The sequence below is a fragment of the Planktothrix prolifica NIVA-CYA 540 genome, assembly GCF_963864145.1.
Lineage (GTDB): Bacteria > Cyanobacteriota > Cyanobacteriia > Cyanobacteriales > Microcoleaceae > Planktothrix > Planktothrix agardhii.
Genome location: NZ_CAWLTW010000001.1, coordinates 5008648 through 5027785, shown reverse-complemented (window position 1 = coordinate 5027785; position 19138 = coordinate 5008648). Strand labels below are relative to the sequence as shown.

The 19138-nt window shown below is 42.3% G+C and carries 22 protein-coding genes and 1 pseudogene; 15 read left to right on the top strand and 8 right to left on the bottom strand.

The features are described 5' to 3' along the window. The first annotated feature begins 417 nt into the window (after positions 1-417). The 7 genes from AC559H_RS22430 (at position 418) to AC559H_RS22400 (ending at position 5123) form a co-directional block, all read left to right on the top strand. A complete protein-coding gene (locus AC559H_RS22430; RefSeq protein ID WP_026794886.1) occupies positions 418-2214 on the top strand; it encodes a phage tail sheath family protein in 1797 nt (598 codons plus the stop codon). A 165-nt stretch (positions 2215-2379) separates the two neighbouring features. Further along, on the top strand, positions 2380-2901 hold the full coding sequence (locus AC559H_RS22425) for a phage tail protein (protein ID WP_026794887.1): 522 nt from the start codon (positions 2380-2382) through the stop codon (positions 2899-2901). Between the two features lie 209 nt (positions 2902-3110). Continuing rightward, positions 3111-3620 carry a phage tail protein gene (locus tag AC559H_RS22420; protein ID WP_026794888.1) on the top strand — a complete coding sequence of 170 codons (510 nt, stop codon included), beginning with the start codon at positions 3111-3113 and terminating at the stop codon, positions 3618-3620. Positions 3621-3782: 162 nt separating this feature from the next. Beyond that, a complete protein-coding gene (locus AC559H_RS22415) occupies positions 3783-4307 on the top strand; it encodes a phage tail protein (RefSeq protein WP_042155423.1) in 525 nt (174 codons plus the stop codon). Beyond that, the gene (locus AC559H_RS22410; RefSeq protein ID WP_026788542.1) at positions 4304-4642 is read left to right on the top strand and encodes a hypothetical protein; all 339 of its coding nucleotides are present in this window, start codon (positions 4304-4306) and stop codon (positions 4640-4642) included. The genes AC559H_RS22415 and AC559H_RS22410 overlap by 4 nt, the downstream gene beginning before the upstream one ends. A gap of 14 nt (positions 4643-4656) precedes the next feature. Further along, positions 4657-4980 carry a hypothetical protein gene (locus tag AC559H_RS22405; RefSeq protein WP_026788541.1) on the top strand — a complete coding sequence of 108 codons (324 nt, stop codon included), beginning with the start codon at positions 4657-4659 and terminating at the stop codon, positions 4978-4980. Beyond that, on the top strand, positions 4950-5123 hold the full coding sequence (locus AC559H_RS22400; RefSeq protein ID WP_306439077.1) for a DUF6760 family protein: 174 nt from the start codon (positions 4950-4952) through the stop codon (positions 5121-5123). The genes AC559H_RS22405 and AC559H_RS22400 overlap by 31 nt, the downstream gene beginning before the upstream one ends. A 94-nt stretch (positions 5124-5217) precedes the next feature. Here the strand turns inward: AC559H_RS22400 and AC559H_RS22395 are convergent, their stop codons facing one another. Continuing rightward, positions 5218-5928: a glutathione S-transferase family protein gene (locus tag AC559H_RS22395; RefSeq protein ID WP_227350976.1), complete on the bottom strand. Its 711-nt coding sequence runs from the start codon at positions 5926-5928 to the stop codon at positions 5218-5220. Between the two features lie 34 nt (positions 5929-5962). Between AC559H_RS22395 and hisG the strand changes: the two genes are divergently transcribed. Continuing rightward, positions 5963-6607, top strand: coding sequence for an ATP phosphoribosyltransferase (gene hisG / locus AC559H_RS22390; protein WP_026788539.1), 645 nt, complete (start codon positions 5963-5965; stop codon positions 6605-6607). 15 nt (positions 6608-6622) lie between these two features. Here the strand turns inward: hisG and AC559H_RS22385 are convergent, their stop codons facing one another. The 5 genes from AC559H_RS22385 to AC559H_RS22365 form a co-directional block, all read right to left on the bottom strand. Continuing rightward, the gene (locus AC559H_RS22385) at positions 6623-6802 is read right to left on the bottom strand and encodes an EAL domain-containing protein (protein WP_026788538.1); all 180 of its coding nucleotides are present in this window, start codon (positions 6800-6802) and stop codon (positions 6623-6625) included. Positions 6803-6826: 24 nt separating this feature from the next. Then, positions 6827-7366, bottom strand: a complete 540-nt coding sequence (locus AC559H_RS22380; protein ID WP_043938888.1) for a DUF948 domain-containing protein — start codon at positions 7364-7366, stop codon at positions 6827-6829. Positions 7367-7441: 75 nt separating this feature from the next. Next, positions 7442-7789 carry a YtxH domain-containing protein gene (locus AC559H_RS22375; protein WP_026794890.1) on the bottom strand — a complete coding sequence of 116 codons (348 nt, stop codon included), beginning with the start codon at positions 7787-7789 and terminating at the stop codon, positions 7442-7444. A 44-nt stretch (positions 7790-7833) separates the two neighbouring features. Then, positions 7834-8148 (bottom strand): hypothetical protein, encoded by a 315-nt coding sequence (locus tag AC559H_RS22370; protein WP_026788536.1) that lies wholly within the window; start codon positions 8146-8148, stop codon positions 7834-7836. An 18-nt stretch (positions 8149-8166) separates the two neighbouring features. After that, positions 8167-8688 carry a pentapeptide repeat-containing protein gene (locus tag AC559H_RS22365; protein ID WP_026794891.1) on the bottom strand — a complete coding sequence of 174 codons (522 nt, stop codon included), beginning with the start codon at positions 8686-8688 and terminating at the stop codon, positions 8167-8169. Between the two features lie 456 nt (positions 8689-9144). Here AC559H_RS22365 and AC559H_RS22360 point away from each other — a divergent pair. From AC559H_RS22360 to AC559H_RS22330, 7 genes and pseudogenes are all read left to right on the top strand, one after another. Next, positions 9145-10384 (top strand): annotated as a pseudogene (locus AC559H_RS22360) (RNA-guided endonuclease InsQ/TnpB family protein). A 90-nt stretch (positions 10385-10474) separates the two neighbouring features. After that, entirely contained in the window at positions 10475-11104 is a 630-nt protein-coding gene (locus AC559H_RS22355) for a DUF3038 domain-containing protein (protein ID WP_026794892.1), read from the top strand. Next, positions 11101-12186, top strand: a complete 1086-nt coding sequence (locus tag AC559H_RS22350; RefSeq protein WP_026788533.1) for a DUF4335 domain-containing protein — start codon at positions 11101-11103, stop codon at positions 12184-12186. Before AC559H_RS22355 ends, AC559H_RS22350 begins: the two co-directional genes overlap by 4 nt. A gap of 12 nt (positions 12187-12198) precedes the next feature. Continuing rightward, entirely contained in the window at positions 12199-13089 is an 891-nt protein-coding gene (locus tag AC559H_RS22345; protein WP_026794893.1) for an OmpA family protein, read from the top strand. 173 nt (positions 13090-13262) lie between these two features. Next, positions 13263-14258 (top strand): methionyl-tRNA formyltransferase, encoded by a 996-nt coding sequence (fmt, locus tag AC559H_RS22340; protein ID WP_026794894.1) that lies wholly within the window; start codon positions 13263-13265, stop codon positions 14256-14258. 166 nt (positions 14259-14424) lie between these two features. After that, a complete protein-coding gene (locus AC559H_RS22335) occupies positions 14425-15423 on the top strand; it encodes a sugar transferase (protein ID WP_026788530.1) in 999 nt (332 codons plus the stop codon). A 7-nt stretch (positions 15424-15430) separates the two neighbouring features. Then, on the top strand, positions 15431-15865 hold the full coding sequence (locus AC559H_RS22330; RefSeq protein ID WP_026788529.1) for an ATP-binding protein: 435 nt from the start codon (positions 15431-15433) through the stop codon (positions 15863-15865). A 41-nt stretch (positions 15866-15906) separates the two neighbouring features. Here AC559H_RS22330 and AC559H_RS22325 read toward each other — a convergent pair whose 3' ends face one another. Both AC559H_RS22325 and AC559H_RS22320 read right to left on the bottom strand, forming a co-directional pair. Then, on the bottom strand, positions 15907-17979 hold the full coding sequence (locus AC559H_RS22325) for a hydantoinase B/oxoprolinase family protein (RefSeq protein WP_237745563.1): 2073 nt from the start codon (positions 17977-17979) through the stop codon (positions 15907-15909). A 107-nt stretch (positions 17980-18086) separates the two neighbouring features. Then, the coding region (locus tag AC559H_RS22320) for a hydantoinase/oxoprolinase family protein (RefSeq protein ID WP_272944315.1) at positions 18087-19138 on the bottom strand (1052 nt) is incomplete at its 5' end.

Below are 19138 nucleotides of genomic sequence, written 5' to 3'. Positions count from 1 at the left end.
CATATCAAGTCCAATTAAAACTAATATAGTTTGATGTCCCAGAAGGCAGCTTGTGTAATTAACGCTATTTTTTAATATAACATCCATCTTCAGATATAAATTTAATTTTTGCGATTCAATCCTCAGTACATTTGTTTAGAAATCTAACAAATTAATAAGAAAAATAAAGTAATGTTAAATATATCTTGACCAATGGCCGACAATACCCAACATCCAGATAACCTTTTCAAAAAGCCCAAAAATTTCGACCAAAGTCTATAACCCCTGGGGTCTATTTCACCTTAATCTAGGCACATTAACGTGCGCGGTGGTATTGCTCCCCATAGTAAATAGTAATCAGGACAAAACCCATCTTGGCTGCACAGCCAATTGTTGAGCAGCACTCCCAAGCTAAATATTGATATAAGGAAAAGAAATATGGCAAGACTTGACTATTTTGCTCCAGGTGTGTATGTAGAAGAAGTTGATAGAGGAAGTCGTCCAATAGCAGGAGTCCCCACCGCGATCGCCGGATTTCTCGGATTTACCGAAGATGTGCGCGGTGGTGCCGAAATGTTCAAACCCATGTTAGTCACCACTTGGAGCCAATACCTCCAGTATTTTGCCCGCCCCAATTCCGACGGCTTCACCGACTTCAACGCCTACCTGCCCTTTTCAGTGTACGGCTGGTTTTTAAACGGTGGCGGCCGTTGTTGGGTCACCAGTATCGGCACCAGATTACCAGGTTCTGCCGCCCCAGCACCAACGGAATTAGGTACAGAGGTGATGAACCGCGCCAAACGTCCCGCCCTGCGGTTTTCCCTAAGCGATCCCGGAATTGCCTCAACCCAGAACATTAACAGTGCTTTGGTATCACCTAGCGAGAGAACCATCCGGGTTAGAATTACCGAAGGACAACCCAAAGCCCCAGCACCCGCCCTACCCCCAACCTCCTCAGCAGAGGCAGGTACAGAGGCAAGTACAGAGGCAAGTACAGGTGCAAGTACAGGTGCAAGGGCAATAACTGCTATGCCCGCGAACACAGGGGAATACTTCACCGTTATCATCACCCAAGGTGGCGAGGAACTGGAACGCTACGAACACCTGACCATGAACGCCCAGGCTGATGTCGCCGTAGCAGATTATGTGTTCAATGCCCTGCAAGAGTCCAGCTATATTCAGATCACAGACATTTCCCTCACAGGTAGCCCCCTAGCAAAACGGCCCAATAATGGCTTCTATGAAGTCAGTCCCCCGCCGCTAGACGTTCAGCCCGAACTATTCAGTCAATATGTCGAAGGTGGACGGGATGATCGCACAGGGGTACGGGGTCTATTTGAAATTGACGACGTGACCATTGTTGCCTGTCCCGACTTAATGCGCGTGTACGAAGCCGGATTGATGAATCTCGATCAGCTTCATGGGATCATGGATATGATGCTCAGTCTCAGTGAAGGTGCGACGGCCGGTGATATCCCCAACCCACCCAACCGGATGGTAATTCTCGATACTCCTCCTGATCGGGTTAAACCCCAAGACGTGGCCCGTTGGCTCACCGAAGATTTTAACCGTCGTTCTCAATTTGCGGCCCTCTACTATCCTTGGATCAGAGTTCCCAACCCCCGGAATGCCGGACGTCCGATTTCCATTCCGCCCTGTGGATATGTTGCAGGCGTCTGGTCACGGGTAGATGAAACCAGAGGCGTCCATAAGGCTCCCGCCAATGAAGTCCCCCGTGGTCTGGTCGGTTTGAGTTATGACTGCAACTTCCGTGAACAGGAATTATTAAACCCCTTGGGAATTAACTGTGTCCGTAGTTTCCCCAACCGTGGTCTACGGATTTGGGGCGCCCGTACCCTGGTGGAAGCGGATAATATTCAATGGCGTTATATTAACGTCCGTCGCTTGATGAGCTACATTGAGAAATCCATTGAACAGGGAACCCAGTGGGTCGTTTTTGAACCCAACGATGAAGACCTCTGGCAACGGGTTAAACGCACTCTCGGTAATTTCCTCGACTCCCTCTGGCGCGAAGGAGCTCTAGTGGGCGGTAGTCCGGCTCAAGCCTACTATGTCAAGTGTGACGAAGAAATTAATACCCCACAAACGATGCTCCTAGGCCGTTTGTATGTTGAAGTTGGAGTAGCTCCCGTCCGTCCTGCTGAATTTGTGATCTTCCGCATGAGTCAGATCACCGGTGATGAAAACGAAGAAGAAGGCGGCGAATCCAGTTAAATACAAGCCCGGTTTGGGGTTTAGGGTTTCAGGTATTAAGGTTAATCAACAGCATTACTGCATAGTAATTATTTTCCCCCATTCCCCATTCCCCATTACCCATTACCCATTCCCCATTCCCCATTCCTAATTTCCCCACTAAAAACTTACAAAAGGAATAAAAACATGGTCGGAGTTGTTACTACTGTTGCCTCTCGATTTTACGTTGAGTTTGACGGAATTACTCAGGCTCAAATCAAAAGTATGGCTCAAATTTCCTATGAAGGTAAAGTTACAGGAAATGCCAAACCCATAGGTTCATCAAAAGGCGGAATTCATGACCGACAAACCACCTCCGGCGGTTATGATTCTAACCCCGCCATGACCGTTGAAGTTTACCTGTGCGATTCCCCCCAAGGTGCCAGCGCTCAAATGTACAAATGGTTTCAAGAATGCTTACCCGTTAGTGAGGGCGGTAACGGTAACTGGTCAAATAACCGTAAAAGTGGCTCAGTTGTTGTTTATGACCCCAACGGTCGGGAAATCCTCCGATGGAATTTAGAACGCGCTTGGCCGAAAAAATACTCCATTGCCGATGCGGACGTCACAGGTCAAGATCTAGCAGTAGAAACCTATGAACTGGTGGCTGAACGAATTAATAAAGTCAAATCCGTCAGTGGTGCCGCCGTTACCTATGGTGGTCGATGACATATAATCAATTACGAATTACGAATTACGAATTACGAGACAATTAGCTAACTCCTAATTTATTAATCCATTAACTCCTAATTCATTAATTCGTAATTGATAATTCGTAATTCGTAATTGACAACATACCCCCCGATAAATCGGCGGACATGAGCGACACTAAGTTAAAACAAAATCAATCTAACTATTGATCAGGAGGAATATTTAAAATGACAGCAGCAACTCAGAGAAGCCTAATGGAATACCTGACAGTTTCTCGCTTTTACTTAGAAATTAATAATAATACAAGGTTACTGATTTCCAAAGCTAGTGGACTTTCAATTACAATTGATCCGGCTTCTGAAGGTAAGCCCATCGGAACCCGTAAGGGCTTGGCTACGGATACACAAACCACCCCGGCTACCGTCAGTTATCAAAATATTACCCTGGAGTTTGTAACAGCAATTGACAACGATATTCTCTTGCAATGGTATGTGGATTCACACCCGCAAGCAATGGGAAAAGGCGGTCGGCAAACCATGGCTCGGCGTTATGAAGCTTCCCTGGTTTTCTACAAACAAGATGGTTCAGAAGGCGCCCGATGGAATATTAAAGATGCCATTCCCGCTAAATACAAAACTACTCAAGTCAAAGCTGACAGTGCCGATATTTTTAAAGAAACCATTGAGGTTGCCCACGCCGGGATGATTCGGGTTCCTGTTGGGGGAAGCAAGCTTTAAGAAGGTGTTGAGGGTTGGCGGGTAATGGGTAATGGGTAATGGGTAAAGATATTCTCTATTGCTATTACCTATTGCCCATTCCCTGTCTTTCTCCCATTGCCCATTGCCTATTCCCTGTCTTTCTCCCATTGCCTATTGCCTATTGCCTATTCCCTATTTGGTATGCAAATTAATCAAGACCAATTAAAACAAAATTTATCAGAGATTCTTACCATTGCTCGCTTTTATGTTGAGTTAAAACTAAATGGAAGTAGCGATCCTGTTGATGCTTATTTTATGGAATGCAAAGGGTTTAAATATACCCAAAGTTTAATAGAATTAGCTGAAGTTTTTCCCCAACCTTGGGGGAAAGCTAAACGGGGACGAGTCCTCAGAACAAAAATGCCGGGAAATGAAAAAGTTAATAATATTAATTTGCGTCGCGGTCTAAGTGCATCAACTACCCTATGGAAGTGGATTGAAAATGTGCAAGCAGGTCAATGGGCAACTCAAAGTTATGATGGTTCCTTAGTCATCTATCGCCAAAGTAGTGAAGAAGGTGCTCGGTTTAATTTTAAAGGTGCTTGGCCTGTTTCCTACACCGTTGCTGATAACATTGTTTCTGGTTCAGATCTCGCTTTTGAGGAACTAGAATTAGCAGTAGAAAGCTTTCAGCGAGTTCCTACCCTTCCTAAATCCTTGTCATGATCCAAACTGAATTTGAGTTTACCCTACCCAAAGGATACCTAGATGAACAAGGCGACTGTCACCGTCAAGGTGTAATGCGACTATCCCGGGCTATTGATGAAATTGTTCCCATGCGTGATCCTAGAGTTAAATCAAATCCAGCCTATGCTACTGTAATTATTCTCTCTCGTGTTATTACTCAGTTAGGCACTTTAGAAGAAATTTCACCCATGGTAATTGAAAATCTATTTGCCTCCGATTTAAGCTATTTACAAAAGTTTTATCGCTACATCAATGACTTAGAGGAAGACCAACCCGACTCTCCCACCCCATCCCCAGTTTATGATCAACCCTGAATTAACGATGTTTGATGGAAAACCAATCTCCAATCACCTTTAGTTTTTCCCTACCCGTCGGGTTACTAGACAACCAAGACAGACGACACCGGGACGGGGAAATGCGTCTAGCCACAGGTAAAGATGAATTGTACCAGACCGACCCCCGCAGCTTGGAAAATCCAGCCTATGGGACTCTGATCCTACTTTCGCGGGTTATTGTCCAGTTAGGGGAATTATCCCCCGTCACCCCAGAAGATTTAGAAGCACTGTTTCTCACGGACTGGCAATATTTACAGGAAGTTTACAACGCCATTAACCCCCCAGAATCAACAATTTCTACCACGGGGGAGTTATAGGCTACCCCCAAGAGGAGTTATATCGGGAGGTAGCCTTTATTGCATTTCACTTTCACTGGTCACGGGAAGAAATTCTGAATTTAGATCATCGAGAACGACAACGTTGGGTTCAGGAAATTGCCTATTTAGTTAATACAGATTAATGTTAACAAAAATCACCATTGATTTTAATCAAACCGTAGGGGCAGGTTCAATTGATACTCCCCTACTAATACTACAGGTTATATTAAGACTCCCTCAAAAGTGCATCATTTCCGGTTCCAAATAAGCCGCATCAATCCATTGTTGCATGGCTGGAAGTGACCAAATCATTTCAACATAAGCTTGTTCAACTTCTCCTAACTTGACATCATAAGTAACAAATCGAGAAATAACCGGGGCAAACATCGCATCTGCAATCGTAAAATTTCCGAATAAAAATTCACCATGAGAGCCATATTTTTCTCGACATTCCCGCCAAATTGCCGTGATCCGATCAATATCATTTTGTACATCCGGTTTCATACCTTCTCTGGGGTAACGAGTCCGACAATTCATCGGCATTTGTTGCCTTAAATTGATAAATCCGGCGTGCATTTCATAACTTATACAACGCGCATAAGTCCGGGCTTCTAAGTTTTGCGGCCATAAATCATGAATAAAATTTTCAGCAATATATTCACAAATGGCTAAGGATTCCCAAACCGTTAAATCTCCATCTAATAATACCGGAACTTTCCCCGATGGAGAATAGCGCCGGATTTGTTTGTAGGTGTTGGGATTGCCTAAATCAATCAAAATTTCAGAAAAATTAATTCCGGCTTGCTTCAGAAGAAACCAAGGACGCAATGACCAAGAAGAATAATTTTTACTGCCAATCACCAGAGTTAACTGTCCCATAATCTGGTAAATAAAAGTTAGGGTAATTATTGTCGTTTCAACAGATACCGAATTTTCGGCGAACTGCACTGATAAATCCTAAATCCTATCATTCCTCATTCCTATGATCACCGTAGCACTGCCTAAAGGCGCTTTATTGATAGATACAATTCGACTTCTGCAAGCCGTTGGACTTGATTTTAGTGCTTTTTTAGATCCCAGCAATCGACAACTACAAATTTATGATCCCACCCAAAAGGCCAAGGCATTATTAGTGCGGGCGCAAGATGTCCCGGTTTATGTCGAATATGGTCAAGCCCAGTTAGGTATTGTTGGTTATGATGTCCTGCGAGAGAAAAAGCCTCAAGTGGCTTCACTGGTTGATCTCAAGTTTGGAAAATGCCGGATGTCGGTTGCGGTTAAACAATCAAGTCCCTATCAAATTCCGGTAGAATTACCACCCCATAGTCGGGTCGCTTCCAAATTTGTCCACTGTGCCAGCGAGTATTTTGAGAGTTTGGATTTACCTGTAGAAATTATACCTCTCTACGGCTCCGTTGAATTGGGGCCAATTACGGGAATGTCTGAAGCTATTGTGGATTTAGTCTCTACGGGTAAAACATTACAGCAAAATGGATTAACGGAAATTGAGGTGTTATTTGAAAGTACGGCCTACTTAATTGCCCATCCCTTAAGTTATCGTTTAAATACGGGCGGACTGAAAGATTTAATTACTCAAATCCAAGCACAATTAATGGTTAAAGCATAATCTTTTTGGATTTAACTATCTAAATGATGATAGGGGTTTAGTCGTTGTTTCTTGAGAATTTGCCCTCAGCATTTGCTCAAAAACCTGGGCTTCTACGGGACGACTAAACCAATATCCCTGTAAACAATTGCAACCATGATCTCGCAAAAATTCTTGTTCGGCTTTAGTTTCTACTCCTTCTACAATCACTCTCATTTTAATTTAAACTTGCTATAGATCCTAATCTCTTTGATTCAAAGAATGATAACTTTCGCCTAAATCTTCATCTTCTAACTCAAAATTAGTATCGGAATAAAGTTCCAAGCGTTGAAGATTTCGTTCCCGTAACTGATGTAAATTTCTGCTATTTCCGGGTAAACGATTGGCTGATCGGCGTTGCGATTCAGAAGTAGCAGGTTTGCGAGTAAAAGTTTTCCAAGCCACTCGAATTCCCGTAAAAATACCGCCCGTGGTAGATTGCAATTTTCTTGCTTGCAGTCTAGCACTATCTAAGCCTTGATCGACTTGTTTGACCACTTGACCCACACTTTGTACCCCCTCGCTGACATCCTCAGTGAGTTCGGTAATTTCCAACCCCGTTAACCGAATTGATTCCAAAGTGGGAGGAAATTCCCGCGCCAGAGTATCTGCCAATTTTTCCACACTCCGAGCCGCCCTTGCAATAGCTTGCAAAGCAGGTAAAGCCGCAATCACAACAGCAGTAAGGCTGACTGCAACAAAAAACAGTGACAGTCCAAGCCAAAATAAAGGTTCAGTCACTGGATTTCCATTAACAACAAAATATTTTCGTCCGTCCCCATTAGTATAGCGATTTTCAGGAAAAATCTCCGATCCCTAGCGTTCTCCTGTGGTTTTTGAGGACTCAGAGATAGGTTTTTGGGCTTCAGGATTATAGAAGGTTTGTTGTTGTTGACTCGCTTCTAATCCAGCCGAAATCGCCTCTTTGAGACGAATCAAGGTTTCATCCCAATTGCGTAATGCAGATTCCGAAAGTCGATTAGCCTGCACTTGAACATTAGTAGATAGATCTTCTGCGAGTTCCGGTAAAGCCTCGGCCGATTTTTTAACTAACTGTCTGGTTTCTTTCCCCGAACGAGGGGCCACCAATAAACCGACTACCGTACCGACCACCGACCCCAAAACCAAACCCCCTAAAAACCGTCCTAACCGTTGATTTGACATATTGAATCGCAGTACCAATTCCATCTATTTTAACAATTTTGTTCCTAGAGATTTGATTTTCTGGGTTTTCCTCCTTTTGGCCAGACCCTAACGGCCAAGGAAATTAACCCCAGAGCTTGTTCGAGTTGTTGTTGTTGTACCTGAAGTTGATGATATTTTTGTCGGAGTTTAGTAGTTCCCTGTTGTCCAGAATTAATAAACTTGGGGGCTTTCTCCAAAACAAAACGGGTGCGTTGTTCCATCAGGATTAACTTTTTTTCTAAACGATTAATTGTTAATGTCAACATCCAGATTTTTCTCGCTAAATATAAACACAGCAGAGAAATTAAAATATTAATGACAATAACGATAATAACCATTTTTCTAGGGATTATTGTTTAATATCCATCCGGCCCGATGGTGGTTTGATCACAGTTTGCATCGGATAAATTTGCCATTTTGGATCGGAATAAATTACATCCAGCTAATTGGGCATTTGTTAACTTGGCATTTTCCAAATTCGCATTACTCAAATCCGTATGTCTGAGGTCGGCTGACATTAGATTAGCACTCGATAAATCCGCCCCTTGTAAATTACAATAGCTTAAATTAGCACCCCTTAAATCAGCATGGCGAAGGTTGCATCGAAATAAGGTACTCCCTTGTAAATTCGATTCGGATAAATCCACTTGATAAAGTTGTGTATCCCCCAGTTGCGCCTCCTGAATTTGGGTTTTCTGTAAATTAGCGTAGCTGAGGTTGGAATAGGGTATATAAATCCGGTTTAAATTACTACCCGCCAAGCCAATTTCCTCCAGGTTGGCTTCAAATAGATCTGAATCACTTAAATCAATAGCGCCAAAATCCCGTTTACCCTGACTGTATAAAGCGAGTAATTCCTCTGAACTAATTTTCTGCATTGTTTATCAAAAATGGGAGCAAAAAGACCCGCACCATAAGGAACTTTGGTGTCGGGAGGATGTCAACTATCAAGCCACGAAACCCAAACTACCTCAAAAATTGAGGCGGTTGGAAAAACAGGGAAAATATTTTTCCCTAACCTCTGTCTACTTTAAAACCTAGTCTGAAATAGCCATGTTGTGTTAACAATTTTTTTTGTTTGTCGCAGGTCATGGCTTTAATAGATGCAGCGATTCGGGGGAAGGGGGGTAAAATTGAATCATGGGAACACCAAGCCCGAAAAATCGTACACTAGAAAATTGTGTTCTCAAGCGATGGAGATCACGAAGGTTATCAGAAAAATGGGTTTAAAACCACGTCGTTTTACGACGGCTTTAATTGTAAACCTTTGTTGCAATATCAGCCAATCTTGTGCTGAAATATATAGCATAAGAAGTAAGGCGAGAGGTAAGGCAATGTTAGTATTTGAGTTCAAATCTTACGGAAAAGCAAGTCAGATTGAAGCAGTAAATGAAGCGATTCGTACAGCACAATTTGTCCGCAATAGTTGTTTGCGCTATTGGATGGATAACAAAAAAATAGATAAGTATGATCTAAACAAATATTGCGCCGTGCTTGCTAAGAATTTTCCGTTTGCTAATGAACTCAACTCTCAAGCTAGACAATCTAGCGCCGAACGAGCCTGGTCTGCTATTTCCCGTTTTTACGAGAACTGCAAAAAGTCAATTCCTGGTAAAAAAGGATATCCAAAATTCCAGAAAAACTGTCGTTCTGTTGAATATAAATCAACGGGTTGGAAACTTGCAGATGATCGAAAATCAATAAAGTTTACCGATAAAAAAAATATTGGTGAACTCAAGTTAAAAGGCACGCGCGACTTACACTTTTACCAAATTAGCCAAATAAAACGGGTGAGATTAGTAAAACGTGCAGACGGCGTGTATGTTCAATTCTGTGTCGATGTTGACCGTAAAGAAAATACAAAGCCTTCTGGAAATACGATAGGATTAGATGTGGGTTTGAAGGAATACTACACCGACTCTAATGGTGTGATGGTTGAGAATCCTAAATTTCTCCGTCAAGGGGAAAAGGTTCTTAAACGTTCACAACGTCGGATTTCCAGAAAAGTAAAAGGTTCAAAAAATCGAGGCAAAGCTAGACAGATTTTAGGGAAACGCCATCTCAAAATAAGTAGGCAACCCATTCGACTACGCTCAGGGTAAACTCCAAGACCATGCTATGAAATTAGCACGGTGCGTAGTTCAGTCTAACGACTTGATAGCCTACGAAGATTTGAGAGTTAAAAATCTGGTAAAAAATCATTGTTTAGCTAAGTCTATTAATGACGCATCTTGGTATCAGTTTCGTGTCTGGCTTGAATATTTTGGTAAAGTATTTGAAAGAGTCACTGTGGCGGTAAATCCGCAATATACCAGCCAAGAATGCTCTAGCTGTGGTGAAATTGTTAAGAAAACGCTATCTACTAGAACCCATGTTTGTAGGTGTGGTTGTGTCGTGGATAGAGATGAAAACGCAGCTAGAAATATCCTTAGTCGAGGATTGAGTACCGTAGGGCTTATGGGAACTTTCATGCTAGACATGAGCAACGCTTTGGGAGAATCGACCTCTACTCGGGCTGGAGAAATCCTGTTTGAGCAAGTTGGCTCTATGAACAAAGAATCCCCACGCCTTTAGGCACCGGGAGTGTCAATATGGCATTGTTGTGTCTTCCCTAACTATTCCGATAACCATTAATGTGTTGACATTAATATTGCTGTGAGTGTAATGCAGTTAGAACAGTCTCAAAGTCAGTCAATTCCAATTATATTGGACAGTTTACCCGATCTACCGTTTGGTGAAAAAGGCCAGGTCGTGAGCCTGTCGAACGGATGTCCACGTCGCGCCCGTTTAGAAATTGATTTAATGTTACTGGCGATTGAAGCCTTGTATCTGGGGGGGGCAGAATATATGCTGGTCGTGATCTCAGAACTGGATTTACAAACGGTCATCCCCAATCGGGTAGAATTGTGGCGAATCCGCAGTACCAATCCGTTACGCCGATTTAGCCAGCGTCGGGCGCTGAGTCTGTTAGAAGCCAAAGCCTTAGTCGTGATTATCTCTAACCTGGGAAGACGGTTAACGGTCAGAATTCGGCAGTTACTCATGGATTATGAAGCCCTAACCCAAAAACAAATTCCGATTGAACGACATTTACAATTGTCCAACTACTTAACCCAATTTCGGGCGCATTTCCGCAGTCGGATGAATCCTCGGCGGGCGTTGGTGATGGCCTATAGTTCCGATGAAAAGTTAAACGAGTTAGGGATACGTTTGTTAGAGAAACTGCTTTTTTGTACAGGGACGGCTGGAATGCAGCGATTTTGGATTAGTTTGTTTGATGGAGAATTCTCATGACGATTGAACGTCAATACAGTTTACCGAACTGCAAACTAATTTTGCAGGGTTATAACACCGGAAGCGATGGTAAATCCGATGGACGGGCTAGTTTAAATGTTCTGATGAATGCAGAATGTCATTTTGTCGGCTATCCCCAGCCCATCACCGGAGGACGGGAGTTTTTTGAAAGTTTAGTTCGACAGGTTAGTCGCTATGTTCAAGGGTTCCTCAGTGGACTAACAGCCCCGGAATCCTTCCGTCAGCAACCGGAGTTAGTCGAATTACACCCGATTGCGGGAGAGTTACATCAATTAACCGTTCATGAACCTCCCCAGGAAAAGTCTTCGGATGAAGTTTCCTTAGCTGCTGCGCCGCCAGTTCAGGTCAATTTGACCACGGTACAATTATTTGATTTGGTGGAAGCGGTTGATCAATTTTTGGCCGATAGCCAGACTTTACCCGAACTGTCTATCCAGTTACAACCCCTGTCTAAACGTTATCTCAAACCGGAACAGCCTATTGCTCAAAGGGCTGTTCCAGCAGCAATTGGGATATCGAGTCTGGCCTTAACCGCTTTGGCTTTGTTTGCTTTACCGATTCCCGATATTAAACGACCCGAAGACCCGAAACTGCAACCGCAAACCCAAAGCTCAACGGTTCCTACACCAACAGCCATTCCCCCCCAAGGGTCTTCTCCCCAAACAACCGTACCGCAATCTTTACCCCCTAATCTTTCCAGTCCTCCCCCGATTACCAATCCCCAAGAACTTAAGGATTTAAAAGCTCAATTAATTGAAAAGCTCACTCAAGCCTGGATACCGACAGCATCGGTAAAAACTCCCTTAATCTATCGGGTGAGCGTGGCCAAAGATGGGGCAATTGTGGGTTATAAGTCTTTGAACCCGGAACTAGGAACGGAAACGAAACAAACACCACTGCCGGATTTATTGTATAAACCTGTAGGAAGTCGTCAAACCAATGAGCCTTTGGCCGATTTCAAGGTGACGTTTAATCCTGATGGGAATTTAGAGGTGAGTAATTTAGCGAGTAACACCGAGGCGAATCCCCAAACTTCCCCCAAAACCCCCGCCTCCAATTAAGGAGACCGATTTATGACCCAATCTGCAAAGCCCCGCCCCAAACCTTCCCAGCCCTCCCCTCGCCGATTTCGAGGCTTCTTATTCTTTGGGACGATGGTGTTTAATCTCCTACTTTTGGGGGTGGGTTCCTCTATTGCTTGGTTGGTGGGAATGGCCGTGGCTCAGGTCTATCCGAATTCGAGTTCTGAGGTTCCGTTGACGCAGCAATTGCTCAATCAATTTCAGCATCAGGGTTCCCAGGGAATAGTCCCGCCGCCAATGGTTAGTCCTCCGGCTCCGCAACCGATTCCCGCACCCAGTCAACGGTTAACTGACCCCCAACGTCAACAACTGCGGATACAGTTACAGCAGTTACAGGGACAGTTAAATACCTTGATTGGACGGACGGCGGCCGTGGAAAGTCAATTGGGAGCCAGTCGTCCCACGGAACCCCTAGAGGAGCGTTTACAAATTCTGGAACAGCAATTGGCTTCTGCACCCCCGATTTCGGGTTCAGGAAGTAATAAACCTGCTCCGCCACCTATTTCAGCCACGCCTGAACGTCGTCAAAGTTCTAATACCCTGGTGGTGACTTTTCCTAGTGATGTGTTGTTTGATGTGGGTAGTACAATTTTACGTCCCGGGGCTAACGTGATTTTAGATACGATTATTGCTGATATTAAAAACTATAAGGGTTCTGCTGTTAGGGTTATGGGTCATACGGATAATCAAGGCAGTTCTCAACAAAATTTAGATTTATCCTTTAGTCGCGCAGAAGCGGTGATGAAATATTTATCCGAGGCGATTGGTACAGAATACCACTGGGCCGCAATTGGATACGGGGCAAATCGTCCCGCAGTTAATAATAATTCTGCAAATAATCGACAACTAAACCGTCGAATTGAAGTAGCCATTACCCCATAAATCAGTCATCAGTCATCAGTTATCAGTTATCAGTCATCAGTCATCAGTTTAAGAGTTAATTAATTGACGAATAAATCCCCCATAAATCAGTTCATTACCCATTACCCATTACCCATTACCCATTACCCATTACCCATTACCCATTCCCTATTCCCTATTCCCTATTCCCTCAAATGAAAATCATTTTTTTTGGTACGCCTGAATTTGCCGTTCCGAGTTTAGAAAGATTATTGGCCGACCCTGAATTTGAAGTTTTGGCGGTGGTGACTCAACCGGATAAACGCCGAGGTCGGGGCAGTCAATTAACCCCTTCTCCGGTGAAAATGTTGGCTCAAACCCATGAATTATCGGTTTGGCAACCCAAGCGGGTGAAAAAAGATCAAAACACCTTAAAACTGTTGCGAGAGGCTCAGGCGGATGTTTTTGTGGTGGTGGCCTATGGACAAATTTTGTCCCCGGAAATTCTGGAGATGCCTCGGTTGGGATGTGTGAATGGTCATGGCTCCATCCTCCCCAAATATCGGGGTGCGGCTCCGATTCAATGGTGTTTATATCACGGGGAAACCGAAACAGGAATGACCTCGATGTTGATGGATGCGGGGATGGATACCGGGCCGATGTTGTTAAAAGTAGTGACACCCATTGGACTATTAGAAAATGCCACGGATTTAGGACAAAGGTTAGGCCAATTGGGGGCGGATTTATTAGTAGAAACTTTAATTAAATTAGACCGAGGAGAAATTGCAGCTATTCCTCAAGATAATACTTTGGCGACCTATGCTCCCTTAATTAAAGATGACGATTATGATTTAGACTGGAGTAAATCTGCGATCGCTTTACATAACCAAATTCGAGCTTTTCACCCCAACTGTATAACATCATTTCAAGAAAAACCCTTAAAAGTTTGTGCTACGGTTCCTTTAGCACCGGAATATCACCCTCAATTTCCCCCGGAATACCAAAATTTGTTACAACAATGGCCGAATTTATCTCAACTTTCAGGACAACCCGGAGAGGTAGTTGCCCTGATTAAGCGTTTTGGGCTAGTAATACAAACAGGTGAGGGATTATTATTACTCACCCAAGTCCAATTGGCAGGTAAACGAATACAGTCCGCTTGGGATTTTGTAAATGGAACCCGTCTGGCGGTAGGGGAAATTTTAGGGTAGAATTAGTTTTGGAGATTAAAATAATAGGAATTTGGGATGCTATTGTCATAACAGAAAAGGATTAGTCCGACTTTTCGCACTTAACCAACGCCTTTTCTTATTTTCTTTTGAGTATGATTAAAACAGAGCAGCAAAATTAACAACAACTACTCAGCAAATTATGGAGATGGTTGGTCAGGTTCCAGAAGAAAAATTTCAAATTATCCTAACAGGAGATATCGCCTCTGTTCGTTTACCCGAACGCTTGAGTATTTTAGAAGCGGTTTCTTTTAAAACCACTTTTCAGAATGTTATTTCTCTTAGTCCTCCGCCTAAAAAAATTATTCTTGATTTTAGCCAAACTATATTTATTGATAGTAGTGGCATTGGGGCTCTGATTAGTAACCTGAAAACCACAAAAGCTAAGGGAATTGAGTTGGTTTTAAAATCCGTTGGTTCTCAGGTAATGGCGGTTTTTTCCCTGACGTCTCTTGACCAGGTATTAACCATTGAACCTCCTAGTGCGGACGATAAACTCAAGGATAAAACCAGAGGGGAACATCGTCTTCCCGTGACCCATCCTTCTGTGCGGTCTTGGCTGAAGCGATTAATTGATATAACGGGTGCTATTGTTGGTTTAAGTATTTCATCGGTATTAGCGGTTCCAATTATTATTGCGATTCGTTTAGATAGTCCAGGGCCAATTTTCTTTGGTCAGGTGCGTTGTGGTTGGATGGGAAAACGATTCCGTATTTGGAAGTTCCGGTCTATGTGTACCAATGCTGAAGCCTTAAAAGATAAAATTCCTAATCAAGCAAAAGGAGCGATTTTTAAGAATGATAATGACCCTAGAATTACAAAAGTAGGTCAGATTTTGCGGCGAACAAGTTTAGATGAGTTACCACAATTTTGGAATGTTTTAACCGGGGAAATGAGTTTAGTTGGAACCCGCCCACCGACACCTGATGAGGTAGAACGTTATGAAGTTCCTCAATGGCAACGATTAGATGTTAAACCAGGGATGACGGGGGAATGGCAGGTTAATGGTCGTTCTCAGGTTAAAAATTTTGAGGATATTATTCGTTTAGATTTAAAATATCAAGAAAATTGGAGTTTGATGTACGATATGAAGTTGATTGTTAAAACTATCATGGTTGTATTCAATAGAAATAGCGGTGCTATGTAGGGAACTGATGAGTAATGCAGCACTACTAGCACAATCAAATCTTCAGGTAAAAACCGCTTTAACCGCCTTAGAGGAGGTGTTATTTTGGTTTGACAAAATTGCCGCTGATTTTCTACCTGATGGTATTTTGCATCAGTGTCAAATTGCTTTGACGGAGGGATTTACTAACGCTGTCCGTCATGCTCATTGCGCTTTACCTGAAACAACACCCATTGAGTTAGAAATTAGGATATTTTCCCCCTGGATTGAAATAAAAATTTGGGACAGGGGGGAACCCTTTAACTTAGAAAAAGCCTTGGAGTCTGTACTTGAAATGCACACTGACCCCTTAGAGCATGAAGGAGGTAGAGGACTGATTTTTATGTCTAAATTAATGGATGAATTATATTATATACGATTAGAAGATCATCGCAATTGTTTAGTGATGAGAAAACAGATTTAATTACGAATTACGAATTACGAATGGGATAAGATTTGTTTGGGTTATTGATTGTGCCCGTAGCCTCCGCCACTGGGAGTTTCAATTACAAAAATATCGTTGATATTCATTTCTACTGTTGCGGTACTTTCTAAGTTTTCTACAGTGCCATTATCACGAATAATATAATTTTTACCCACTAACCCAGGTTGTCCACCATTTAATCCAAAGGGGGGAATAATGCGGTGTTCTGATAAAATTCCGGCGGTCATGGTTGCTAAGAATCTAACTTTTCTGATTATACCATTTCCGCCTTTGAATTTTCCTAAACCCCCACTATTTTCTCGGATACTAAATTCTTCTAATAATACTGGATAACGCCATTCTAATACTTCCGGGTCAGTTAAACGGGAGTTAGTCATGTGAGTATGTACCGCATCGGTTCCATGATAATTAATTCCCGCACCCGACCCGCCACAAATGGTTTCATAATATTGATAATTTTGATTTCCAAAGGTAAAGTTATTCATCGTTCCTTGGGATGCCGACATCACGTTTAAAGCCCCATATAAGGCATCAACAATAACTTGAGAGGTTTCCACATTTCCCGCAACTACAGCCGCCGGATAACCGGGGTTTAAAAAACAACCGTCAGGAATAATAATTTCTAAGGGTTTCAAACATCCCGCATTTAAGGGAATATTATCATCAACTAAGGTTCTAAATACATATAAAACCGCAGCTTTACAAATAGATTTTGGAGCATTAAAATTAGTAGGGAGTTGGGGAGAAGTTCCGGTAAAATCAATTTTAGCACTACGGTTATTTTTATTAATTTTAATATTAACTTTAATTATTCCCCCATTATCCATTTCATAACTAAATTCACCATCTGTTAATACATTAATGGCTCTACGCACCGATATTTCCGCATTATCCTGAACAAACTGCATATAGGTTTTAACAGTATTTAACCCATAATATTCAACCATTCTCAAAAGTTCTTGAACACCTTTTTCATTGGCTGCAATTTGAGCTTGTAAATCGGCAATATTGGTGGCTGGATTTCGGGCGGGATAGTTTCCAGATGTTAATAAATTCAAGAGTTCTGTTTCTAAAAAATTACCTTCTTTAACTAATTGAACATTATCAATTAAAATCCCTTCTTGTTCAATATTTGTACTATTCGGTGGCATTGAACCCGGTGTTATTCCCCCAATATCCGCTTGATGTCCCCGGGAAGCAACATAAAATAAAATAGTAGGATTTTCCTGATTATTTCCCCCCTTTACTAAGGAGTTCTCCTGTCTATTTCCCCCCTTTACTAAGAAGTTCTCCTGATTATTTCCCCCCTTTACTAAGAAGTTCTCCTGTCTATTTCCCCCCATTACTAAGGGGGGGCTAGGGGGGGTAAAAACCGGAGTAATTACAGTAACATCTGGTAAATGGGTTCCCCCATTATAGGGATTATTTAATAAATAAACATCCCCAGGTTTAAGGGTTTCACCTTTTGCAGCAATTAAACTTTCAATACTGTCACCCATTGACCCCAAATGGACGGGAATATGGGGCGCATTTGCTACTAATTGACCGTTTTGATCAAAAATGGCACAGGAGAAATCAAGCCGTTCTTTAATATTAACAGAACTGGCGGTATTTTGCAAGGTAATTCCCATTTGTTCGGCAATAAATTGAAATAGATTTTTAAATATTTCTAATTTTACAGGGTCAGCTTTTAACCCCCCCTGTCCCGCCCTTAGCAATGGGGGGTGAGATGTTTTTTCTGCACTTCCTTTTCTGGGTAAAGGAGGGTGAGACGTTTGTTGATTTTCCTGGAAAGATAAAGACAAATTAGAAATTTCTTCCTCACCTTCCCCTCTTAACAAGGGGGGGTTTAACTTCAAGATTAAATAATTTTTTGCTGTTAATTCTGCTTGCCAACCGGGTTCAATAATATTCGTACCAATAGATTCTATAATCATAGCGGGGCCGTTAATAATATCTTCAGGTTGTAAATCATTTCTTGGGAAAATGGGGGTATTTTGCCATTGATTATTGGTATATATAGAAACCGTTGCGATAGGTTTTGGAGGTGTGGTTCGAGTTCGGGTTAATATGGGTTCTTCAGGAGTATCCATTTGTTGAATAATTTCAATATTAATTGATTCAACGATTAAGTTTTTTTTCAGTTTAATAAATCCGTAGCGGGTTTGATGTTGTTGTTCAAATTGTTGGGTTAAAGTCATTAACACGGAATTGTAATAATTAACCTCTCTTTCTCCCCCCTTACTAAGGGGGGTAGGGGGGTCAAATTAACCGACAATATAGAATCTGTACCCTCATATTTAAGATTGAGTTTCAGAATTATTGCTATTTTTGATTCTGGATTTTCTAATTCTGCTTTTGCTTCTGTTTCTAACTCTAAAAAGCTGGCTTCTAAATCAGAAATTAAATTTCCAGTTAATAGTTTTTCTATGGCTTTTTCTCGTAATATTCTCACATCGGCTAACCCCATCCCATAAGCCGATAAAACTCCAGCGTAGGGATGAATAAATATCTGTTTAATTCCTAATGTATTGGCTATTAAACAAGCGTGTTGACCGCCTGCACCGCCAAAACAACAAAGGGTATAATTAGAAATATCATAACCCCGTTGTAGGGATATTTTTTTAATGGCATTTGCCATATTTTCAACCGCAATAGTAATAAATCCCGTAGCAACTTCTTCCGGGGTGCGATTATCTCCCGTTTGGGTTTGAATTTCTATTGCTAATTCCCTAAATTTTTGGCGAACAATTTCAGCATCTAAGGGCAAATCGCCGTTTTTTCCAAATACTTTCGGAAAGAATTGGGGCTGAATTTTCCCTAACATGACATTAGCATCCGTAACCGTTAACGGCCCGCTATTGCGATAACAAGCTGGCCCAGGATTTGCGCCTGCTGACTCTGGCCCAACCCGATATCTTGACCCGTCAAACCTTAAAATTGAACCTCCTCCCGCCGCGACGGTATGAATAGCCATCATCGGAGTTCGCATTCTCACCCCGGCGATTTCGGTTTCAAATTGTCGTTCATATTCGCCGTTAAAATGGGCGACGTCGGTGGATGTTCCGCCCATATCGAAAGTAATAATATTCTGAAATCCGGCTTTTAAACTGGTTTGAACTGCGCCAACAATTCCTCCGGCTGGCCCTGATAATATACTATCTTTTCCTTGGAATTTTTGGGCATTGGTTAAGCCACCATTAGATTGCATAAACATTAATTTTATGGGGTTTAACCCCCTCGCCCCCTTCG